Consider the following 20,740-nt stretch of genomic DNA (forward strand, 5'->3'; position numbering starts at 1 on the left):
ATAACATATCGGCCTATCATGGGAGGACTGAAATGAGACTGAAGAAGACTTTCGTAACGGGAACCATGCTGGCGGGCGCCATGACGGCCCTGTCCTTCATGTCAGCGGGAGCAGCCCAAGCGCAGGGCGAGCTCGTCATGTATTGCGGCGTGCAGGAAGAATGGTGCCGCGCCATGGTCAACGCCTTCGAGCGCGAGACCGGAATCAAGGTCTCCATGACCCGCAAGAGCGCCGGCGAGGTTTACGCCCAAGTGAAGGCGGAGTCCGCCAATCCCCGCGCCGACATCTGGTGGGGCGGCACGGGCGACCCCCATATGCAGGCAGCCGAGGAAGGCCTCACCGTGGAGTATAAATCTCCCAAGATGAGCGAGCTGCAGGACTGGGCGGTGCGCCAGTGGGAGCAGTCCAAACAGCGCACGGTCGGCATCTATTCCGGCGCGCTTGGCTTCGGGTACAACACCGAGCTCGCGCAGTCCAAAAAGATCGGCGAGCCGAAATGCTGGGCAGATCTGCTCAAGCCTGAGCTGAAGGACGAGGTGCAGGTCGCGGATCCGAACTCCTCCGGCACGGCCTATACGCTTCTCGCCACCATCGTGCAGATCATGGGCGAAGACAAAGGCTTCGATTACCTCAAGGCCCTGCACAAGAACATCAACCAATACACCAAGTCGGGCGCTGCTCCGGCCAAGGCCATGGCGCTCGGCGAGACGACGGCCGGCATCGCCTTCATGCACGATATCGTGACGATGGTGGTCGACAAGGCGCCGGTGAAGGTGGTCGCTCCCTGCGAGGGCACGGGCTACGAGATCGGCTCCATGTCGCTCATCAAGGGCGCCAAGAACATGGACAACGCCAAGAAGTTCTACGACTGGGCGCTGACGGCGAATGCACAGAAGCTCGGCGCCGACGCCAAGTCGTACCAGGTGCCGTCCAACAAGAGCACGCCGGTTCCGCCGCAGGCGCCCAAGCTCAGCGACATCAAGCTGATCAACTTCGACTTCGCGAAATACGGCTCCTCGGCCGAGCGCAAGCGCCTTCTGTCCAAGTGGGACAACGAGGTGAAGAACCTGCCGAAATAGTCGGATCGAACCGTCCTTCGGCGAAGCGCATCCCGCTTCGCCGAAGGCCCATCAATGCTTGATCGATTTGTCGGCCGGTCTGCGCATCGGCCTTGAGGCGGGAATATTCAGGATGTCACGGGCAACCCTTGGCTGGATCGTGCTGGGCTGGGTCGGATTTGCCCTCCTGCCCTGGTATGGGTTCGAGCGCTCTGCGGCACCGACCCTCGCCGACTACTTCGTCAGCGGATCGGCCCTCTTTCACGGATTTCGTGGAGCCTGGTGGCTTCTGCCGATCATCGTGCCGCTCGGCATGGCCCTGGTGCCGGTCGTCAGGCCGACTGCAGACTCGAAAGGCACATGGCTCGTCGCATCGGGACTTCTCGGCCTCGGCCTCATCGTCGTTCAAGGGTTTTCCATCGGCCTCAACGGCTGGACGCTCGAGATCCTGAAGAGCCTCTTCGGCGAACCGGGACCGCGTCAGGCCGGCATGGGCTACGGCGCGGCGCTGACCGCGACGGCGTTCCTGATCGTTCTCTGTCACGGTCTTGCCGCACGGGGCTGGTGCCGTGGCGACAGTTTCGTCGTCTCCTCCATCGGCACCGTCATCGCGCTGATCATCGTCTTCGTCTTCTTCCCGGTCTCCACGATCCTGGCGAGCGCCTTTGCCGACAACAGCGGCAACTTCGCGCCGGCGGAGTTCGTCACGAAATTCCTCGACAAGTCGATCTGGGGTGTCGACTGCCTGTCGAGCGACCTGCGCTGCGGCGTGGCCTGGAACACGCTGTTCCTCGGTCTGCTCGTGGGCGTCGGCACCACGGCTCTGGGGCTGGCATTCGCTCTGATCGCGACGCGCACCGAGTTCCGCTTCAAGAAGCTCCTGCGCGTGATGAGCGTTCTGCCCATCATCACCCCGCCCTTCGTGATCGGCCTCGCCCTGATCCTGCTCTTCGGCCGTTCTGGAGCCTTGTCCGCCGTGCTGTGGGAATGGTTCGGCGTGCCGCGCTCGCGCTGGATCTACGGGCTTCCCGGCGTGCTCATCGCCCAGCTTCTCGCCTTCACGCCGATCGCATTCCTCGTCCTCATCGGCGTCGTGCAGGGCATCAGCCCAACCCTGGAGGAAGCCTCGCAGACCCTGCGTGCCAAGAGTTGGACGACGTTCTGGACCGTGACGTTGCCGCTCATGCGCCCGGGCCTCGCCAATGCCTTCCTGCTCGGCTTCGTGGAAAGCCTCGCCGATTTCGGCAACCCGCTGGTGCTCGGCGGCAATTACGAGGTGCTGTCCACCAAGATCTTCTTCGCCGTCGTGGGCGCGCAGCAGGACCAGGGCCGGGCCGCCGTGCTCTCCATCATCCTGCTCGCCTTTACGCTGGGCGCCTTCTGGCTCCAGCACGCCTGGCTCGGCAAGAAGGTCTACACGACGGTGACAGGCAAGGGTGATGCGGGCCTTCCCCTGCCCCTTCCGCGGCGCGTGGCGCTCGCCTCCTATCTCACGGCCATCCCGTGGGCGCTCTTTACCGTCGCCATCTATGTGATCATTGTCATCGGGGCCTTCGTGCGCTCCATGGGCCGCGACTATACGCCGACCCTCGAGCATTTCCTCACCGCCTTCCGCGTCGAGCGCGCCGATTGGGGCCTCTACTTCTCCGGCTCCGCCTGGAACTCGTTCTTCGCCACCGTCAAGGTCGCCGCGCTCTCCGCGCCGCTCACCGCCGCCATCGGCCTGCTCACCGCCTATCTGCTGACCCGGCAGCGTTTCTCCGGCCAGCGCGCCTTCGAGTTCGGCACGCTGTTGAGCTTCGCCATCCCCGGCACGGTCGTGGGCGTGTCCTATATCCTCGCCTTCAACGTGCCGCCGATCGAGATCACCGGCACGGGCTTCATCCTCGTGATGTGTTTCGTGTTCCGCAACATGCCGGTGGGGGTGCGTTCCGGCATCGCCACCTTGAGCCAGATCGACAAGAGCCTCGATGAGGCTTCCCTGACCCTGGGCGCGGGCTCGTCCACCACCATGCGCCGCGTGGTGCTGCCGCTGCTGCGGCCGGCCATCGTCGCGTCGCTCGTCTATTCCTTCGTGCGCGCCATGACCGCGGTGAGCGCCGTGATCTTCCTCGTCACCGCCGAGTACAACATGGCGACGACCTATATCGTCGGCCGCGTCGAGGCGGGCGAGTTCGGCCTCGCGATCGCCTATTCCACCGTGCTCATCGTCGTCATGCTGGTCGCCATCGTGGCGATCCAGCTGGCCGTCGGCGAACGTCGCCTCGGGCGCCGCAGCGCGAGCACAGCCCCCTCTCCCGTTGCCGTGCAGGCGATTCCATGAACAAGATGTCCTCGATCAGCTCACTCTCCCGCCTCTCGGCTGCCGGCACGAAGCAGGCGGCGTCCGTTGAATTCCGCAACGTGACGAAGCGCTACGGCAACGTCACGGCCGTGGATGACGTGTCCTTCACCATCGAGCCGGGCAAGCTCGTGACCCTGCTCGGCCCCTCCGGCTGCGGCAAGACCACGACCTTGCGCATGATCGCCGGCCTCGAGATGGCGAGCGAAGGCCAGATCCTGATCGGCGGCCGCGACGTGACGAACCTCTCCGCCGCCGACCGGGACGTGAGCATGGTGTTCCAGTCCTATGCGCTGTTCCCGCACATGTCGGTGCTGGAGAACGTGGCCTATGGCCCTTCCGTGCAGGGAGCGTCGAAGAAGGACGCCAACGCGATGGCGATGGAGAAGCTCGAGCTCATCGGCCTGAAGGGGCTCGAGAAGCGTGCGCCCTCCGAGCTCTCCGGCGGCCAGCAGCAGCGTGTCGCGGTCGCCCGCGCGCTCGTGCTGGAGCCGCAGGTGCTGCTCTTCGACGAGCCTCTGTCGAATCTCGACGCCAAGCTGCGCCGGCGCGTGCGCGAGGACATCCGCGAGTTGCAGCAGAGCCTCAACCTCACGGTCGCCTATGTGACGCACGACCAGGAGGAGGCGCTCGCCGTCTCCGACCACATCATCGTCATGTCGAATGCGCGCATCGCGCAGACCGGAACGCCGCGCGAACTCTATGAGGAACCGGCGAACCTGTTCGTAGCCGACTTCATCGGCGACGCCAACATCGTCACCGGCGATCTCGTGAGCCTTGCCGGCCCGAATGCGCAGGTGCGCCTCGGCGCCGTCACCCTCGACCTGCCCCACCGAGGCCTGGGCCCGGGTGCCGTGAGGCTTGCCGTGCGCCCCGATGCGGTCCAGATCGACGAGAATGTGCAGCCCGGCGCGCTCGCGGGAACGGTGAGCAAGGCCTCCTATCTCGGCACTCAGATCGAATACGAGGTGGAGAGCCCCATCGGAAACCTGTTCGTGGTGCAGTATGGGCGCAAGCAGCCGATCGCACCGGGCACGCCGGTCGCCATCTCCTTTGCGACGCTACGCGGCGTCGCCATCATTCCCGAAGCGTGATCGTCAGATCGCGCCTTCGTCGGGAATGTTGAGGGTGGTGCCGCAGGCCTTGCAGTGAACCGCATCCCAGTCATGCCGCTGCAATCCGCAGGCGGGACAGGGGAAGCGCACCTTGTCGGGCCGGAGCAGGACCTGGACGAGGCGCAGGAAGAGCGTCACGCCGCAGATCATGATGATGACCGAAATCAGGTGCCCCAGCGTCCCGGTCAGCGTGATGTCGCCGAATCCGGTCGTGGTGAGCGCCGCGATGGTGAAGTAGAGCGCATCGATATAGTTGCCGATCTTCGTATTCGTCCAACGCTGCGTCTCGTAGACGAAGCCGGTCATGATGAAGACGAAGACGGCGAGGTTCACCGATGCGATGATCAGGTCCTCGTAGCGCCTGAAAAACGGAAAGTCGGCCCGAAGCCGCGCGGTCAGCTGATAGGTCCGCAGGAGGCGCAGGGTGCGCAAGATGCGCAGGAAGCCGAACTGCTCGCCGACGGCAGGCGCCAGGAACGACCCGATGGCAACCACATCGGCCAGGGTGGTCGGGCGCAGCAGATCCCTCCAGCGCGTCCGGCTGATGAGGAGACGCGCGGAAAAGTCGGCCAGAACGATCAGTCCGATGATCACGTCCATCCATTCGAAGGCAGGCGAGCGCGGCAGGAACGAGGTCGCGACGATGAAGAGGATCGTCGTGACATCGAAGACCAGCAGCGCATAGCGGAAGTGATGGGCCTCGGGCGTATCGCCCTCGTAGAGCAGCCTGAGCTTGTCCTTTACCCGCATGGGGGCATCTCGGAAACGGGTCGGGAAAGGTCGCGGGACATAGGGGGATCGGCTTGGAGACGGTTTACTGTTCCCCAAATATCTATAGAGCAGGGTAGCAATTCCAACGGGGTGCCGCCTGACGAAAAGGACGCTATTCCCCTGACCCATGCTCCAAGACGCTTTGCGACATGACACTTTGCGAGACGGCCCGATGCTGAAAGCTCTGATCTTCGATATGGACGGCACCCTGGTGCATAGCGACCCGGTCCACCTGGAGGCTTTTGCCGCGGTCCTCAAGGACGAGGGCGTGGCGATCGACGAGGAGATCTACCGCTCGAAGATCATCGGGCGGACCAACGAGGCCATCTTCGCCTCGCTCCTGCCGCACCTGCCGGTCGACCGGCACGAGGCCTATGCCGACGAAAAGGAGGCCACCTTCCGCCGCATGGCCACGCAGCTGAAGCCGCTGGAGGGCCTGCTCGACCTGCTCGATTGGGCCGAGGGCAGCGGCATCAAGATCGCTCTGGTCACCAATGCGCCGCGCCTCAACGCGGACCACATGCTGGAGGTGCTCGGGCTGGCAGGGCGGTTCAAAGTCGAGATCACTATCGAAGAGGTCGAGCGCGGCAAGCCCGACCCCCTGCCCTACCTGACGGCCATAGAAAGGCTTGGCATCAGCGATGGGGAGGCTATCGCCTTCGAGGATTCCCCCTCAGGCATGCGGGCGGCCAAGGCCGCCGGCCTGTTCTCCTTCGGCGTCCTGACCGGGCTCACGGCGGACGAGATGAGGGATGTCGGCGCCGACGGTGCCATCATGACCTTTCGGGACCCCGCGCTCTGGGAGATCCTGGAGCACCGGACCGGCCGCTAGAGCATTTTTCGGCAAAGCGGATCCGGTTCGCCGTCAAAAAATGCGGCAAACCAAAGAAGAGCTGATTCCACGCCAGTGGAAACAGCTCTAGAGAGGCGCCGGTCAGCTCTCAGGCTGCATCGGGTCTCTGCCGCGAAGCCTCGCTTTCGGCATCGCCGTCCCCATCGAAGCGCCGCCGGGCCTCCAGAATCTCGTCCCGGTTGGCGATCGCCCACTCGCCGAGGCCCCGCACGGTCTTGAGCAGGGAGCAACCCAGCCCTGTGAGCTGGTAATCCACCCGCGGCGGAATGGTCGGGTAGACGGTGCGCGTGACCAGCCCGTCACGCTCCAGGCTGCGCAGGGTCAGGGTCAGCATGCGCTGCGAGATCCCGGTCACGGAGCGGCGTAACTCGTTGAATCTCTTAGGCCCTTCGCCCATCTGGACCACGACCTGGACGCTCCACTTGTCACCGACCCGCGACAGGATCTCCGTCACGGTCCGACAGTGGCTGGGCACATGGATGTGACTGGGTGACATGAAAGTGCCTCCTTGCGCGGCGGCTCAGAAGTTACTTAATGAGCCTCGGTTACAAAAGGGAACTTAAGTGGTCCCGCCTCCAATTGCAAACCAAGGACATGTCATGAAGCCCAAGCTTCACATCATCATCGGCAGCACCCGTCCCGGCCGCGTCGGCCCAGGCATCGCCCAATGGTTCAGCGAGTTCACGGCCGAGCATGGCAAGTTCGAGCCGGTCCTGGTCGATCTGGCGGAGTTCAACCTGCCGGTCTTCGACGAGCCTGAGCATCCGATGAAGCAGAGCTACCGGAATGCCCACACCAAGGCCTGGGCCGAGAGCGTGCGCTCCGCCGACGCCTTCGTGTTCGTGACGCCGGAATACAACTTCGCCCCGCCTTCGTCCCTCATCAACGCGCTGAGCTATCTGTCGCTGGAGTGGAACTATGCGCCCGCCGGCTTCGTGAGCTATGGCGGCATCTCGGGCGGCCTGCGCGCCGTCCAGATGGCGAAGCAGATCGTGACGACGCTGAAGATGATGCCGATTCCGGAAGGCGTGCCGATGCCGATGGTCTTCCCGAACCTGGACGAGGCCGGCAACCTCAAGCCCATCGACATCTACAAGACCTCGGCAACGACGATGCTCGACGAGCTCTTCCGCTGGACCGAAGCCCTCAAGTCCCTGCGCGCCCAGCGCAAGGCCCCATTGAAGGCCGCCGCTTAACCGATAGACAGCCGATCAAGACAAAAGCACCGCTGACATCTGCAGCGGTGCCTTCATTTTATGGCGAATGGATCAGAGCCGTCCGGCCAGGGCATCCTCGAAGAGCTTGCGCGCGCTCTCCCTCGTGATCGGCACCGGATTGCCGCCGGCGGTCGGATCGTTCGGCGCCATCTCGGACATCTCATCGAAGCGGGCGCTGTCGACCTTCAGGCCCTCCAGCGTATGCGGCACGCCGAGATCCTTGCGTAGCTTGAGAACCCAGTCGAGGAAGGCCTGGAACGAGGGCTCGAGGCCGATATAGGCGGCAAGCCGCTCGACCCTTTCCTCGATGGCCTTGCGGTTATAGACCAGCACGTAGGGCATGAAGACCGCATTGGTCAGGCCGTGATGGGTGTCGTAGAGCGCGCCGGTCGGATGCGACAGGGCATGGATCGCGCCGAGGCCCTTCTGGAACGCGGTGGCGCCCATGGCGGCGGCCGACATCATCTGCGCGCGCGCCTCGATGTCCTTGCCGTCATGGTAAGCGCGCGGCAGGTATTCCCTCACGAGGCGGATGCCCTCGACCGCGATGCCGTCGGCCATAGGGTGATAGCCGGGCGCGCAATAGGCCTCGATGCAATGGGCCAGCGCATCGAGGCCCGTTCCGGCCGTGATGTGCGGCGGCATGCCCACCGTCAGCTCCGGATCGCAGATCACAATCTTCGGCATCATCAGCGGATGGAAGATCACCTTCTTGGTATGCGTCGCTTCCTGCGTGATCACGCCGGCGCGGCCGACCTCGGAGCCGGTGCCCGCCGTCGTCGGCACGGCGACGATCGGCTGAATACCCTTGGGGTCCGCGCGGGTCCACCAATCGCCGATATCCTCGAAATCCCACATGGGCCGCGTCTGGCCAGCCATGAAGGCGATGACCTTGCCCGCATCGAGCGCCGAGCCGCCTCCGAAGGCGACGACGCCGTCATGCTTGCCGGCTTTCAACGCTTCGAGACCCTTGTAGACATTGGTCTCGACCGGGTTCGGCTTGATGTCGGAAAAGATCGCGGCCTTGAGGCCTGCGCCGGTGAGCTGATCGAGCGCCGCCTTCGTCATGGCTTGAGTCGCCAGGAACGGATCCGTCACGATGAGCGGAGCCTGCATGCCGACTGCCTTGCAGGTTTCCGCAAGCTCGGAAATGCGGCCTGCCCCGAAGCGCACGGCGGTGGGGTAATTCCAGTTGGAGCGGGGAGATGAGGTCATGGTGCGTTCAATCAGATCTGACGGAGGTGGTAGGATTTCGGACGGGTGAGCGACTCGTAGGCCAGCCGCGACAGGCTCGCGCCGCGGCCCGTGTCCTTCACGCCGGTCCAGGCGAGCGCGGGATCGAGATAGTCGCAGCGGTTCATGAACACGGTGCCGGTCTCGAGCTTCTCGCCGATGGCTTCCGCCGCATCGACATCCGAGGTCCAGATCGCGGCGGAGAGGCCGTAGGGCGAATCGTTCATGAGGCGGATCGCCTCCTCGTCGCCCTTCACCTTCATGATGCCGACGGTGGGGCCGAAGCTCTCGTCGCGCATGACGCTCATGGAATGGTCCACATTGGTCAGCACCTGCGGTGCGAGATAGGCGGTGTTTCCGGTATCCGCTGCGAAAGGCTTCGTGTCGATATGCGCCTTCGCGCCCTTCGCCACGGCTTCCGCGTTCTGCTGGCGCACCAGATCGGCGAAGCGCTTGTGCGCCATCGGGCCGAGCGTCGTCGCTTCGTCCAGCGGATTGCCGAGCACATAGGTGTTCACGAGATTGACCGCGCCCTCGACGAAGCGGTCGTAATGCTTCTCATGCACATAGATGCGCTCGATGCCGCAGCAGCACTGACCCGAATTGAAAAAGGCACCGTCGACGAGGTTTTCGATGGCGTGATCAAGATTGGCGTCCGCGCGCACATAGGCCGGGTCCTTGCCGCCGAGCTCGAGCCCGAGCGAGGTGAAGGAGCCCGCCGCTGCGCGCTCGATGGAGCGCCCGCCGGAGACGGAGCCGGTGAAGTTGCAGTGATCGACGAGGCCGGAACCGAGAATGCGGCCCGTCTGGTCGTGGGAGAGATGCATGTTCCGGAACAGGCCCTTCGGCAGGCCGGCCCGGTCCATCGCCATCTGGAAGCGCTCGCCGGCCAGCACCGTCTGCGACGCGTGCTTGAGCAGCACCGCATTACCGGCCATCAACGCCGGCACAATGGTGTTGATGGCGGTGAGATAGGGATAGTTCCAGGGCGCGATGACGAGAACGAGGCCGACCGGCTCGCGCTTGATCATGCGGCGGAAGCCCGGCTTCTCGTCGTCGGCTGGGATCGGCTGCAGGCTCTTCTCCGTAATCGAGATCATGTAGCGCGCCCGCTCCTCGACCCCGCGAAACTCGCCGCTGTAGCGCACCGGGCGGCCCATCTGCTGGGCGATCTCGGGCACCACCTCCTGGTTCATGGCGAGCAGCGCATCGAGGAAGGCGGAGACCTTCGCAGCGCGCTCGGCAATCGAGGTGTTACGCCATGCCTTTTGCGCCTCGCGCGCGGCCTTGACCGCCGCATCGATGGCGGTCTCGGACATGATCGGACGGCGGACGAGCTCGCGTCCGTCGATGGGGGAAATGCAGACGATATCGGTATCGGCCATAAGGCCGTCTCCTTCAGCAATGATCCCCTCCCCCTTGCGGGGAGGGGTAAGGGGTGGGGGTGGCACGACGGGACGCGAGATCAAACCAGTCAGACGCTGTATCAGTATCATCATTAAGCGACGAACGAAGCACTCTGACTTTGCGACCCCCACCCCTACCCCTCCCCGCAAGGGGGAGGGAAGATGCGCATTCATGCTTGAGGTCTCGCAAACCTCCTAAATGATCTCGAAGTAACGGGCGAGCTGCCAATCGGTGATGGCCTTGCGAGCCTCGCGCTCCTCCCATTCGCGAGTTGCGGCGTAGTGCTCGACGAAGGTGTCGCCGAAGAGTTCGCGCGCAGCCGCGGAGCCCTTGAGCCGCTCTGCGGCCTCGCCGAGCGAGCGCGGCAGCGCCCGCTCCTTCGGATGCTCGACCGCATAGGCGTTGCCCTGGATCGGCTCGCCCGGATCGACCCGGTTCTCGATGCCCCATAATCCGGAGCCGATGGCGGCGGCAAGCGCAATGTATGGGTTGATATCGGCAGCAGCGACCCGGTACTCCACGCGCTGCGATTTCTCGGAGCCGGGAATGACGCGGAGCGCCGTGGTGCGGTTCTCCACGCCCCAGGCGGAATCGGTCGGCGCCCAGAAGCCGGGGATCAGCCGCGTGTAGCTGTTCACCGTGCAGGCGACCATGGCGAGGAGTTCGGGCATCAGCTTTTGCTGGCCGCCGACGAACCAGCGCATGGTCTCCGACATGCTATGTTGGCCGTTCGCATCGTAGAACGCGCCCTTGCCGGTGCGGATATCGCGCAGCGATGTGTGCAGGTGGCCGGACTGGCCGGGCCAGTCGCGCGACCACTTGGCCATGAAGGTCGCCATCCAGCCGCGGCGCTGGGCCAAAATCTTGGTGTAGGTCTTGAAGAGCGCCGCCTTGTCGGCCGCCTTCAACGCGTCGTCGACGCGGATCGCGGCCTCGAGAACACCGGGACCCGTCTCGGTGTGCAGACCCTCGATCTCGAAATCCATCCTGTTCGCGAGGTCGAGAAGCTCGTGATAGAAATCCGCGTGCACGCCGGAGCGCAGCACCGAATAGCCGTAGAAATCCGGCGTGATGTTCTTCAGGTCGCGATAGTTCTTCTCGCGCACGGAATGCGGCGTCTCCTCGAACAGGAAGAACTCGAACTCGGCCGCCGCCGAGACCGCGAAACCCATGTCCTCGGCTTTTTTCAGCACGCGCCGCAGCACGCCGCGCGGGCAGGCACCCTCCGCATAGCCGTCGAATTCGCCCAGGAAGAACGGAAGGTCGTTCTCGAACGGGATGAGCCGCATGGTCTCCGGCAGCACGCGCACCGAGGCATCCGGATAAGCCGTGTGCCAGCCGGTGAGCTTGGTGTTGTCGTAGAGCTGATCGTTGGAATCCCAGCCCAGCACCACATCGCAGAAGCCAAAGCCCTTCTCGAGGGCGGATTCGAACTTGTCGCGGGCCATGTACTTGCCACGCATGATGCCGTCCACATCGACGATTCCGACCTTCACAAAGGGGAGATCGCGGCTGCGCACATATTCCAACGCATCGGCGGCATTCTTGATCTTGGGAGCGTCCATTTAAGAAAAACCTTGAGCGGGACAGGGAGGGAGCGCGCAGGACGCGCCCCCTTTGGATCGTCAGTACGTCTTGTACTCGCTCTCGCCCTTGGTGAGCGCGAACCCCTCCTCCGGCGAGAGGATGAGCTTGTGGCGCCCGATGAGCAGGAAATAGGCCATCATCACCGCATAGTAGATGACGACGCCGATGACCGCACCCCGGAACACCGAGTCGGTGAGCTGGAAGTAAAGCGTCACCGCCGCAATCGCCATGCAGATCACCGCGCCGGCGATGCCGAACGGGCTGTTGTAGGGACGATGCAGGTCCGGGAACTTCTTCTTGAGCACGATATAGGACATGCCCTGCATGAAGTAGGCCAGCATCGCGCCCGCCACCGCCATGTTGAGCAGCGTGCCGCCGATGATGCTCGCACCTGATTCGGCGCCGACCGAGAACCAGATGATCAGCATCACAAGGAGACCGAGCACCGCGCCTGCGATCAGCGCCACATGCGGCGTCTTGCGCTCGCCGTGCGTCACCGACAGGACGCTCGGGAAGTAGCCTGCCCGCGAGAGCGAGTAGATCTGCCGGCCGAAGGCGAAGATGATGGTGTGGAACGAGGCGATCAGACCGATCACCGCGATCGCCGCCAGGATCTTCGCGATATCCGTGCCGAACAGAGTGCGGAACCCGTCGAGGAGCGGCTCGCCGGACTTGCCGAGGCCGGCGGCACCCGGCGCGATGCCCGTGTTCAGGAAGAGCACGAGGAACGCGGATGCGATGAGCGTCAGGATGCCGGCGATGATGCCCTTGGGCATGTCGGTCTGCGGATCGTGCGATTCCTCCGCCGCGAGCGGCAGTTGCTCGATGGCGAGGAACAGCCACACCGCGAAGGGCAGCGAGGCGAGGATGCTGCCGAATCCTAAGGGCAGGAACGCGCCGTTGCCGGTCGGCAGTTCCGCACCATCGGGGCCGATGTTCAGGGCCCAGAGCGAGAAGTCGAACTGCCCGGAGAGCAGCACCGAGACGTAGAAGAACGCGAGCACCGCAAGCGCTGCCACCGTGACGCCCACCGTGACCTTGAACGACAATTCAACGCCGACGATGTTGAGGCCGACGAAGAGCGCGTAGCACAGGATCCAGTAGACGGGCTGGAAGGCCGGCGCCGTCTCGAAGATCGCCGAGAGGTACGAGCCGATGAAGAACACGATCACGGCCGGGGTCAGCACGAACTCGATGTTCTCGGCGATGCCCGTGATGTAGCCCGCCCACGGACCCATGGAGGTGCGGGCGAACGAATAGGCGCCGCCCGTATGCGGCAGGGCCGGCGACATCTCGGCGATCGAGAACGTCAGGCCGAGATACATGATGGCGATGATGATGGTGGCGAAGAACATCGCCCCGAAGCCGTTGCTGAGGCCGAGATTCCAGCCCGAATAATGGCCTGAGATCACCGCGCCGACGCCGAGCGCCCAGAGCGACCAGACGCGGGCGTGACGCTTCAGGCGCCGCGCCTCGAAATAGCTTTCGTCCACCGTGGTATAGGTGATGCCGGCGGTGCCCTGGGCCCCGGCCGGCGGGGCATGAACCCCGGTGCTTCCTTGTCCGACTGACATCGAGTTGATCCTCCAAGAAGTTCTGCGTTTCAGGTCATGGCACGTCATGCGCCATGCCCGTCATCAGAGCGTCCGTGCCCCCTCCCTCAAAAGCGGCGCCAGACGGTGAGCCCACGACGCCTGTCCGTCTTGTGTGCGGATCAGGTCGTTGCGGATTTCGATCATCAGCGGAGGAAGACCACGCCGTTCGGCGTGGCGCTCGAGGGTGTGGAACACCCGGTCCGCCGGTGAATAGGGTTCGTTCATGCCGACGATCAGCGCCGGGTCCTGCTTCAAACCGGCCTCGACGCTTTGCGCATAGCGTTCGTCGCGGTCGAAGATGAGGCCGATCTGCCAGGGCCGCTTCACGTCGCGGTAGACCGGCGTGAAGGAATGGATGGAAACGACGGCGCCGAGCTGTCCCGCCGCCTGACGCGCATTCGCGAAGGCATCGACCGCGCCGTGAAAGGCCTCGTACACCTCGCGCACGCGGGTCGCCCGCTCCGTCGCGTCGAGATCGAGATTGCCGGGGACCGTGGTGCGCTCGCTCAGCGTCCAGATCGAATCCGGGGCGGAAGGCTCGCGGTTGAGATCGAGCACGAGACGCGAGACGGTCGCATGAATCAGCGGTGCATCGAGCAGACGCGAGAGCTCCCTTGCCACGCCGAGCGCCCCCGGATCCCAGGCGATATGGCTTTCGAGTTCGGAGGAGGTCAGGCCCAGGGTGCCGTAGCGCGCGGGAAGGCGATTGGAGGCGTGTTCGCAGATCAGCAGGATCGGCGAACGGCCCTGCGAATTGTCGACGGCAGCGACCGGCTGCTCTGCCGTTGCGGCAGAGGGCATCCCGGCTGTCACCCGACTCGCCTGCGTCATGCGGCTCTCCGTGATCCTGCCCGAGGCAGGTCGATCCCCGATTGAACGCTTGATACGTTTCTTATAGTTTTTTCATGTTCTGAAATTTCTGATACAGCTTTTCAAAACCGTCAAGGAGGGCTGTGAATCAATCCGGTATGCGTCGCGACCCTCGCCTCCCCCCGACCGCCCCGCCGAGCCTCGCCGAGCGCATCCGTCTCGAGATGGACGCCTTCACGCCGAGCGAGAAGCGCGCCGCGCACCTGCTTCTGAGCCACTACCCCTTCGCCGGCCTCGACACCGTTGCGGAGTTCGCGTCCCGCGCCGGCATCTCGGCTCCCTCGGTCCTGCGCTTCGTCACGAGGCTGGGTTTCGGCGGCTTTCCGGATTTCCAGAAGCACCTGCGCGAGGAACTCGAGGCGCAGCTTCTCTCGCCGCTCGCCAAGGCAAGCCCCTCGGACAAAAGCCAGGGCGCGCCGGCGCTCGCCTCCTTCGCCGAAGCGGTGATCGCGAACTTAAAGGCGACGGTGGAGAACATCGCCCCGGCCGAGTTCGAAGCGGTGGTGACGCTGCTTTCCGACCCGCGCCGGCACATCCATGTCACGGGCGGGCGCTTCACCGGCGCGCTCGCGCGCTATGCCGAGAGCCATTTCCGCATCGTGCGCAGCAACGTGGATTTCATCGAGGGCCAGCCCGCCCTGTGGCGCGACCGGATGATCGAGATCGGCCGAAAGGACGTGATCGTCGCCTTCGACATCCGCCGCTACCAGGAGGATGTCACGGCGCTTTGCGAAACGGCGGCGAAGCAGGGCGCGACGGTGGTTCTGCTCACTGATCCGTGGCTCTCGCCCATCGCCCGCGTGGCGCGGCATGTGCTGCCGGCCCACATCGTCGCTCCCTCTAACTGGGATTCCGCCGCCGGCCTTCTGTTGCTGACCGAGGCCCTCGTCGCCGCCGTCACGAAGCGCCTGTGGGAGACGGCCAAGCCGCGGATGGAGGCGGTCGAGCGGCTGCGGAACGAGAGATCCTGAGCGTTATTCCGCGGCCTCGGGCCGGCTCCGCTGCAGCCAGCCGATGAGGAACGGCAGAACCAGTCCGATGCCGAGAAAGCGGACAAGGTGGTGGATGCCGACATAGAGCGGGTCGAGCCCGAGGATGAGGGCGAGCACCGTCATCGCCTCCAGCCCGCCCGGCGCGAAGGCGACGAGGCCGTTGGCGAAGCTGACCCCGGCAAGCCACGCCGCAGCGCCGGCGAAGAGCACCGCCACCACCATTCCGACGCCGAAGGAGCCCAGCGCCGCCACGAGCGCCTGCCTCAGGGTGGAGCGCTGGACGTTGCGAAACCGCTCCGCGATGAACAGGCCGATCAGCACGAGGCCGCCGGTGGCGATGACAGGAGGAATGACGCCGGTCACCCATTCCGCGCCGTGGCTGACCGCGCTGACCACGGTTGCGCCGAGCAGGATCGGCGCGGCCACCTTCAGCCGGTTGAACACCAGCCCCAGCAGGAGGCCGCCGAGAAGGATGAAGGCCATGCCTTCCGGGCTCTCGATGGGAAGCCCTTCACCGATCAGCGCCCCCGTATTGCCCCCTCCTCCGGTCACGACGACGAAGCTCGGCAGAAGCGCGATCAGCACGAAGAGGCGGAAATTCTGCACGATGGCGATGGAGGCGACCTCCGCCTTGCGGTCGGCCGCCACGGCGAGAACGGTGGACAGGGCGCCCGGGACCGAAGCCAGCACCGCATCGGCCTTGCGCCAGCCCGACATGCGCACGAGCCAGCCGGTGGATGCCGCGGAGATCGCCACGACTCCGATCACCAGCAGCATGAGGCTGCCTGGATATCGTCCCATGGCCGCGATGGCGTCGGGCGTCACCGCCGCGCCCATGGCGGCGCCCGAGATCAGCATGGCGGTGTCGGCAAGCGCCTTCGGCATGGGCACGGCCCAGCCGGTGAGGCCCCAGAGCGTCGCGGCGATGGCAGCGCCCGACAGCCACGCGGCCGGAACGCCGAGCCAGTGGAAGATGAGCCCGCCGAGTGCGGCGATCAGGATCTGGGCGAGATGGGCAAAGACGAGACGCATGAGACTTTGCTCAATGGACGTCCTTTCCCCTTGCGTCAAATGCCGATGCTGCGCAGTGGCCATGCGATGAGCGACTGTCGTCGCTGCGGGCTCATCCGGAGCATTGCACGCAACGCGAAAGCCTGCTGAGATCGCTCACAATTCAAATCGGGGAGGAAACTTTGCTGCACGGAATCGATCCGGCGCTGAACGCCGATGTGCTGTATGTGCTGCGGGCCATGGGGCATGGCGACGACATCGTCGTCTGCGACGCGAACTTCCCGGCCGAAGCAATCGCGCGCCAGACCGCCCATGGCCGGCTGATCCGCATGGACAACATCACCTCGCCCCAGGCCGTGCGCGCTATCCTCTCGGTCATGCCGCTCGACAGCTTCGTGGAGCATCCGGCGGAGCGCATGGAGGTCGTCGGCAATCCGGACGAGCTTCCGGCGATCCAACGGGAGGCTCAAGGAGAGATCGACGCCGTTGCCCAGCGCGATGCCGGGCGCGACGCGTGGCCGATGGGCTCCGTGGAGCGCTTCGCGTTCTACGAGCGCGCCAAGCAGGCCTATGCGGTGGTCGTCACCGGCGAGCGCCGCTTCTACGGCTGCTTCATCCTGAAGAAGGGCGTGATCCCGCCTCCGTAGCGAGTTGACTGGCTCAAGCCACGAGCCGCGGCAGGGCCTCGGCGATGCGGCGGACCGCCTCTTCCACATCCTCGGGCTTGCGCAGGTAGCACAGGCGCAGGTAGCCCTCGCCCGCCTCGCCGAAGGCCGAGCCCGGCGCGAGGCCGACATTGGCCTCGTCGATGAGACGGAAGGCGATGTCCTTCGCGCTCGTGGCGCCCTTGATCTTGAGGAAGGCATAGAAGGCGCCGTTTGGGGGCGGTAGTTCCACGAGGCCCGTTTCCGCAAGCCGCCCGACCGCCTCCCGGCCACGGCGCGCCTTTGCGATCTGGTCGGCCAGGAAATCCTCGCCCTGCTCGATGGCGGCGACGCCCGCCCGCTGCACGAAGACCGGCGTTCCCGAGGTCTGATACTGCACCAGGTTCTCGATGACCTGGCCCAAGGCGGGAGACGCCTCGATCCACCCGAGGCGCCAGCCGGTCATGGCCCAGTTCTTGGAGAAGGTCTGGACGAAGATGATCTTGTCCTCCGGCTCCATTACATCGCGGAAGGACGGCGTGCGCCCGTCGATCGTGAGCGACGGATCGTGGACGAAGCGGCCATAGATCTCGTCAGCCACGATCCAGAGCCCGTGACGGCGGGCAAGATCCAGTGCTGCGCGCAAATCGTCGTGGCTTGCCACCCAGCCGGTGGGATTGGAGGGCGAGTTGATGACGAGCACGCGGGTGCGCGGCGTGATCGCCTTTTCCAGCCGCTCGAAATCGAGATGCCAGCCCTTCGCGTCGATGATCATCGGCACGGCGACGGGCCGGGCTCCGGCAATGGAGATCGCGCCGGCGAAATTCGGCCAGGCCGGGGTCGGAACCAGCACCTCGTCGCCGTTGCCGGCGAGCATGCGGAAGGCGATCTGCATCGCAGGCATGCCGCCGGAGGTGACGAAAAAGCGCTCGGGGTCGAACGGCTTGCGGTAGACCCGCTCGTGGTAGCCGGCGATGGCCTGGCGCAATTCGGGGATGCCGCGCTGATAGGTGTAGAAGGTCTCGCCCTCCGCCAGCGACTGCGCCGCCGCCTCGCAGATGAAGGTCGGCGTCGGCAGGTCGCCCTCGCCGACCCAGAGCGGGATGATGCCGGGCTTGAGCCGACCATAGCTGAACACGTCGACGATGCCGCTCGTCGGCGCCTGCTCCGCCTCGGGGCGCAGGTTGAGAAAGGACGGCATCGAGACGGACACGTTCATCGGGGATTTCCTCTGGGCAGGCGAACAGGGATGACCTGTCGGCGGCCTCAAGGCAAGCCTGGAATAGGTCTCATGACAAAAGACGAAGGGTCCGATCGAAACCAGTGATCATTCTCAAAGTCTGGCCCATATTCGGCGCTCTCCCAAGCCCTCATCCTGAGGGCCGCCGGAGGCGGCGTCTCGAAGGACGAGCGCGTCTCCAGAGCACGCTGAATACTCCTGCGAGACGGTGCTTCGCATCTCCTTTAGGATGAGGTCGAGGGTGATGAGCAGCCTCTCAAGCCGTCCGGCCCGTCTTTAGAAGGTCGCGGATTTCCGTCAGCAGCTTCACGTCGGCTGGAATTTCCGCAGGCTTGTCGGCCGTGCCGGTCTTGGCATCCTCGGTGCGGCGCAGGCGGTTCATGCCCTTGACCAGGAGGAACAGGATCCAGGCGATGATGGCGAAATTGATGGCGACCGTGAGGAAGTTGCCCCAGCCGAGCACGGCGCCCTGCTTCTTGGCTTCCTCGAGAGACCCTGCCGTGACGTTGCCCGACAGGGTGGTGAAGTAGTTCGAGAAATCGAGGCCCCCCGTGACGGCCCCGATGATGGGCATGAAGATGTCGCCGACGATCGAGTCCACGATCCTGCCGAACGCGGCACCGATGATGATGCCGATCGCCAGATCGACCACATTGCCGCGCAAGGCGAACTGCTTGAATTCGTTCCACATGACCGGATCCTTCCGCTTGTTCCCAAGCTTAAGCTGTCCGGCCTGAGAATTTCGTCAAGCCTCGCGGGCGGCCAGAAGGTCCTGCAGGTCGAGCCGTTTTGTGACCATCTGAAGCTCGCCGTCGGGCGTGAGCGGCCATTGGTCCTGCGGGCGGTCGACATAAAGCTCGATGCCGTTGCCGTCGGGATCGCTGAGGTAGAGCGCCTCGCTCACCCCGTGGTCGCTCGCACCCTGCAGGGGGATGCCGGCCTCGGTAAGCCGGAAGAGCGCATCGGCAAGGGCCGCCCGCGTGGGATAGAGAATCGCCACATGGTAGAGGCCGGTCGTGCCGGGAGGCGGCGGAGATCCTCCTTTGCTCTCCCAGGTGTTCAGGCCGATATGGTGATGGTAGCCCCCCGCCGAGACGAAGGCGGCCTGGCTGCCGTAGCGCTGCATCAGCTCGAAGCCGAGCACGCCGCAATAGAAGGCGAGCGCGCGCTCGAGATCGGCCACCTTGAGATGGACGTGGCCGATCCTGACGCCGGGATCGATGGGCCGCGCCACCGGATATCCGGTGGCGCCAGAGAGAACGGATTGCGACATCGTCTTGAACCTCAGGCCGACCGGACGGACAAAGCAGGAGCAGTCTTCGCCGATCCGGCCTGCAGGGCAAGAGCGCCGTTGCCGAGGAGAGCCTGGACCACGAGGGCTGCGATCCAGAAGGCCAGATATTCCCAGCCGCCATTGGGGTTGTTGAAGAAGAAGCCGGCCGGGCCGTGCACGAAGGCGATGGCGCCGATGAGGACCGGGATCAGGGCGAGCGCTACCCAGCGGGTGAAGATGCCGAGGATGAGGGCAATGCCGCCGACCGCCTCCACCGCGATGGTCAGGTAGGCCAGAGCCGGAGGCAGGCCGAGGCTTCCGAAGAACTGCGCGGCGTCTGCGGGGGTGAACACGAAGACCTTGAGGCCGGCATGGGCCAGGAACAGGATTCCGAGGGTGATGCGCAGGATCAGCGCAGCATAGGGAGCGGTGCGGGAGTCGATCATCGAAGAATCTCCTGAAAGGGTCCCTCATATGACCTCAAACTGATAATATGATAATCTTAGAGCTGGAATATGAGCTCACACTGCAGGAATGAGATCGATCCATGCTCGACCGTGTCACCAGCATGCAGGTCTTCGTCCGCGTTGCGGCCCTGGGCAGCTTCTCGGCGGCCGCCCGGGCGCTCGACCTGTCGCAGACCATGGTGACGAAGCACGTGGTCTCCCTCGAGGAGAGACTCGGGATCAAGCTGCTGCACCGCTCTACCCGGAAGCTGGTGCTGACCGAGGGCGGCCGGAATTATCTTGCCGCCTGCGAGCGCATCCTGGCCGAGATCGAGGAGGCAGAGGCCTCCGCCAGCCTGGACCGCGTCGAGCCGCGCGGCACATTGAGGCTCAACGTGCCTCTCACCTTCGGCTTCCGGCAGGTGGTTCCGGCCCTGGCCGAGTTCAGCCGGCTGTACCCTGCCGTCTCGTTCGACCTCGGCCTCGCCGACCGTTACGTGGACCTCCTCGAGGAAGGCTGGGATCTGGCGATCCGCATCGGACGCCTGAAGGATTCGAGCCTCGTCGCCCGGCGGCTCGCCGAATGCCGCACGGCCGTCTGCGCTGCGCCGTCCTATCTTGCGGAACACGGCATCCCGCAGAGCCTGGAAGATCTCTCCCGGCACAATTGCCTCGGCTATACTTTGCCCAGCGCCATCGGGGCGAACCGCTGGGCCTTCGGCCTCGATGGCGAAGCGGTCGTTCCGGTGCAGGGCAACCTGCGCGCCAATAACGGCGACGCACTGCTCGCGGCGGCCGTCGCCGGACAGGGGCTCATCTACCAGCCGACCTTCATCGTCGGCGACAGCCTGCGCGACGGCTCCCTCGTGCCGGTGCTGCCCGGCTATCCGACCTACCAGCCCGGTATCCACGCGGTCCTGCCCTCGGGCCGGCAGGCGCCCGCGAAGGTTCGCGCCTTCATCGCGTTCCTCAGCCGGTGTTTCGGGCCGGAGCCGGGCTGGGATCGGGGCCTCCGCTAGCCCGGCGGTGGCCTTCGCACGGCTAACCGGATAAAGCTGTTCCACGTTGGTTTTCGAGGGTTAACGCC

At 64.9% G+C, this 20,740-nt stretch carries 20 protein-coding genes; 8 read left to right on the forward strand and 12 right to left on the reverse strand.

Annotated elements, in window-relative coordinates; translation table 11 throughout:
- Nucleotides 1–32: 32 nt before the first annotated feature.
- The 3 genes from BB934_RS07295 to BB934_RS07305 all read left to right on the forward strand — a co-directional run bounded on the left by BB934_RS07295 (nt 33) and on the right by BB934_RS07305 (nt 4,493).
- Nucleotides 33–1,079 (forward strand): ABC transporter substrate-binding protein, encoded by a 1,047-nt coding sequence (locus BB934_RS07295; RefSeq protein ID WP_173909432.1) that lies wholly within the window; start codon nt 33–35, stop codon nt 1,077–1,079.
- A 112-nt stretch (nt 1,080–1,191) separates the two neighbouring features.
- Nucleotides 1,192–3,381 carry an ABC transporter permease gene (locus BB934_RS07300; RefSeq protein WP_099512682.1) on the forward strand — a complete coding sequence of 730 codons (2,190 nt, stop codon included), beginning with the start codon at nt 1,192–1,194 and terminating at the stop codon, nt 3,379–3,381.
- 5 nt (nt 3,382–3,386) lie between these two features.
- Nucleotides 3,387–4,493: an ABC transporter ATP-binding protein gene (locus BB934_RS07305; RefSeq protein WP_099512683.1), complete on the forward strand. Its 1,107-nt coding sequence runs from the start codon at nt 3,387–3,389 to the stop codon at nt 4,491–4,493.
- A 3-nt stretch (nt 4,494–4,496) separates the two neighbouring features.
- On the opposite strand, the gene BB934_RS07310 is transcribed toward BB934_RS07305, so the two are convergent.
- Nucleotides 4,497–5,264 carry a potassium channel family protein gene (locus BB934_RS07310; protein WP_099509042.1) on the reverse strand — a complete coding sequence of 256 codons (768 nt, stop codon included), beginning with the start codon at nt 5,262–5,264 and terminating at the stop codon, nt 4,497–4,499.
- Between the two features lie 193 nt (nt 5,265–5,457).
- On the opposite strand from BB934_RS07310, the gene BB934_RS07315 reads away from it, so the two are divergent.
- Complete coding sequence (locus BB934_RS07315) at nt 5,458–6,117, forward strand: HAD family hydrolase (RefSeq protein ID WP_099509043.1); 660 nt, start codon at nt 5,458–5,460, stop codon at nt 6,115–6,117.
- 109 nt (nt 6,118–6,226) lie between these two features.
- On the opposite strand, the gene BB934_RS07320 is transcribed toward BB934_RS07315, so the two are convergent.
- Complete coding sequence (locus BB934_RS07320) at nt 6,227–6,634, reverse strand: winged helix-turn-helix transcriptional regulator (protein ID WP_099509044.1); 408 nt, start codon at nt 6,632–6,634, stop codon at nt 6,227–6,229.
- 103 nt (nt 6,635–6,737) lie between these two features.
- Between BB934_RS07320 and BB934_RS07325 the strand changes: the two genes are divergently transcribed.
- Entirely contained in the window at nt 6,738–7,334 is a 597-nt protein-coding gene (locus tag BB934_RS07325; protein WP_099509045.1) for an NADPH-dependent FMN reductase, read from the forward strand.
- 72 nt (nt 7,335–7,406) lie between these two features.
- On the opposite strand, the gene BB934_RS07330 is transcribed toward BB934_RS07325, so the two are convergent.
- The 5 genes from BB934_RS07330 to BB934_RS07350 form a co-directional block, all read right to left on the reverse strand.
- Nucleotides 7,407–8,570: an iron-containing alcohol dehydrogenase gene (locus BB934_RS07330; RefSeq protein ID WP_099509046.1), complete on the reverse strand. Its 1,164-nt coding sequence runs from the start codon at nt 8,568–8,570 to the stop codon at nt 7,407–7,409.
- Between the two features lie 11 nt (nt 8,571–8,581).
- A complete protein-coding gene (locus BB934_RS07335; protein ID WP_099509047.1) occupies nt 8,582–9,973 on the reverse strand; it encodes an aldehyde dehydrogenase family protein in 1,392 nt (463 codons plus the stop codon).
- Between the two features lie 216 nt (nt 9,974–10,189).
- Nucleotides 10,190–11,560 carry a glutamine synthetase family protein gene (locus BB934_RS07340; protein WP_099509048.1) on the reverse strand — a complete coding sequence of 457 codons (1,371 nt, stop codon included), beginning with the start codon at nt 11,558–11,560 and terminating at the stop codon, nt 10,190–10,192.
- 60 nt (nt 11,561–11,620) lie between these two features.
- Nucleotides 11,621–13,156 (reverse strand): amino acid permease, encoded by a 1,536-nt coding sequence (locus BB934_RS07345; RefSeq protein ID WP_099509049.1) that lies wholly within the window; start codon nt 13,154–13,156, stop codon nt 11,621–11,623.
- A 63-nt stretch (nt 13,157–13,219) separates the two neighbouring features.
- Entirely contained in the window at nt 13,220–14,008 is a 789-nt protein-coding gene (locus BB934_RS07350; RefSeq protein WP_099509050.1) for an N-formylglutamate amidohydrolase, read from the reverse strand.
- A gap of 137 nt (nt 14,009–14,145) precedes the next feature.
- On the opposite strand from BB934_RS07350, the gene BB934_RS07355 reads away from it, so the two are divergent.
- Nucleotides 14,146–15,018, forward strand: coding sequence for a MurR/RpiR family transcriptional regulator (locus BB934_RS07355; protein WP_099509051.1), 873 nt, complete (start codon nt 14,146–14,148; stop codon nt 15,016–15,018).
- Nucleotides 15,019–15,021: 3 nt separating this feature from the next.
- Here BB934_RS07355 and BB934_RS07360 read toward each other — a convergent pair whose 3' ends face one another.
- The gene (locus BB934_RS07360) at nt 15,022–16,071 is read right to left on the reverse strand and encodes an AbrB family transcriptional regulator (RefSeq protein ID WP_099509052.1); all 1,050 of its coding nucleotides are present in this window, start codon (nt 16,069–16,071) and stop codon (nt 15,022–15,024) included.
- Nucleotides 16,072–16,232: 161 nt separating this feature from the next.
- Here BB934_RS07360 and BB934_RS07365 point away from each other — a divergent pair, with 161 nt between their 5' ends.
- Nucleotides 16,233–16,697 carry an RbsD/FucU family protein gene (locus BB934_RS07365; protein ID WP_099509053.1) on the forward strand — a complete coding sequence of 155 codons (465 nt, stop codon included), beginning with the start codon at nt 16,233–16,235 and terminating at the stop codon, nt 16,695–16,697.
- A gap of 13 nt (nt 16,698–16,710) precedes the next feature.
- Here the strand turns inward: BB934_RS07365 and BB934_RS07370 are convergent, their stop codons facing one another.
- The 4 genes from BB934_RS07370 to BB934_RS07385 form a co-directional block, all read right to left on the reverse strand.
- Nucleotides 16,711–17,913, reverse strand: coding sequence for a pyridoxal phosphate-dependent aminotransferase (locus BB934_RS07370; RefSeq protein ID WP_099509054.1), 1,203 nt, complete (start codon nt 17,911–17,913; stop codon nt 16,711–16,713).
- A 277-nt stretch (nt 17,914–18,190) separates the two neighbouring features.
- Nucleotides 18,191–18,625: a large conductance mechanosensitive channel protein MscL gene (gene mscL, locus BB934_RS07375; protein WP_099509055.1), complete on the reverse strand. Its 435-nt coding sequence runs from the start codon at nt 18,623–18,625 to the stop codon at nt 18,191–18,193.
- Between the two features lie 54 nt (nt 18,626–18,679).
- The gene (locus tag BB934_RS07380; protein ID WP_162299147.1) at nt 18,680–19,207 is read right to left on the reverse strand and encodes a VOC family protein; all 528 of its coding nucleotides are present in this window, start codon (nt 19,205–19,207) and stop codon (nt 18,680–18,682) included.
- Nucleotides 19,208–19,218: 11 nt separating this feature from the next.
- Complete coding sequence (locus BB934_RS07385; protein ID WP_099509056.1) at nt 19,219–19,653, reverse strand: DoxX family protein; 435 nt, start codon at nt 19,651–19,653, stop codon at nt 19,219–19,221.
- A gap of 101 nt (nt 19,654–19,754) precedes the next feature.
- Between BB934_RS07385 and BB934_RS07390 the strand changes: the two genes are divergently transcribed.
- The gene (locus BB934_RS07390; protein WP_099509057.1) at nt 19,755–20,672 is read left to right on the forward strand and encodes a LysR family transcriptional regulator; all 918 of its coding nucleotides are present in this window, start codon (nt 19,755–19,757) and stop codon (nt 20,670–20,672) included.
- Nucleotides 20,673–20,740: the final 68 nt, after the last annotated feature.

Source organism: Microvirga ossetica (assembly GCF_002741015.1).
Taxonomy (GTDB): Bacteria; Pseudomonadota; Alphaproteobacteria; order Rhizobiales; family Beijerinckiaceae; genus Microvirga; species Microvirga ossetica.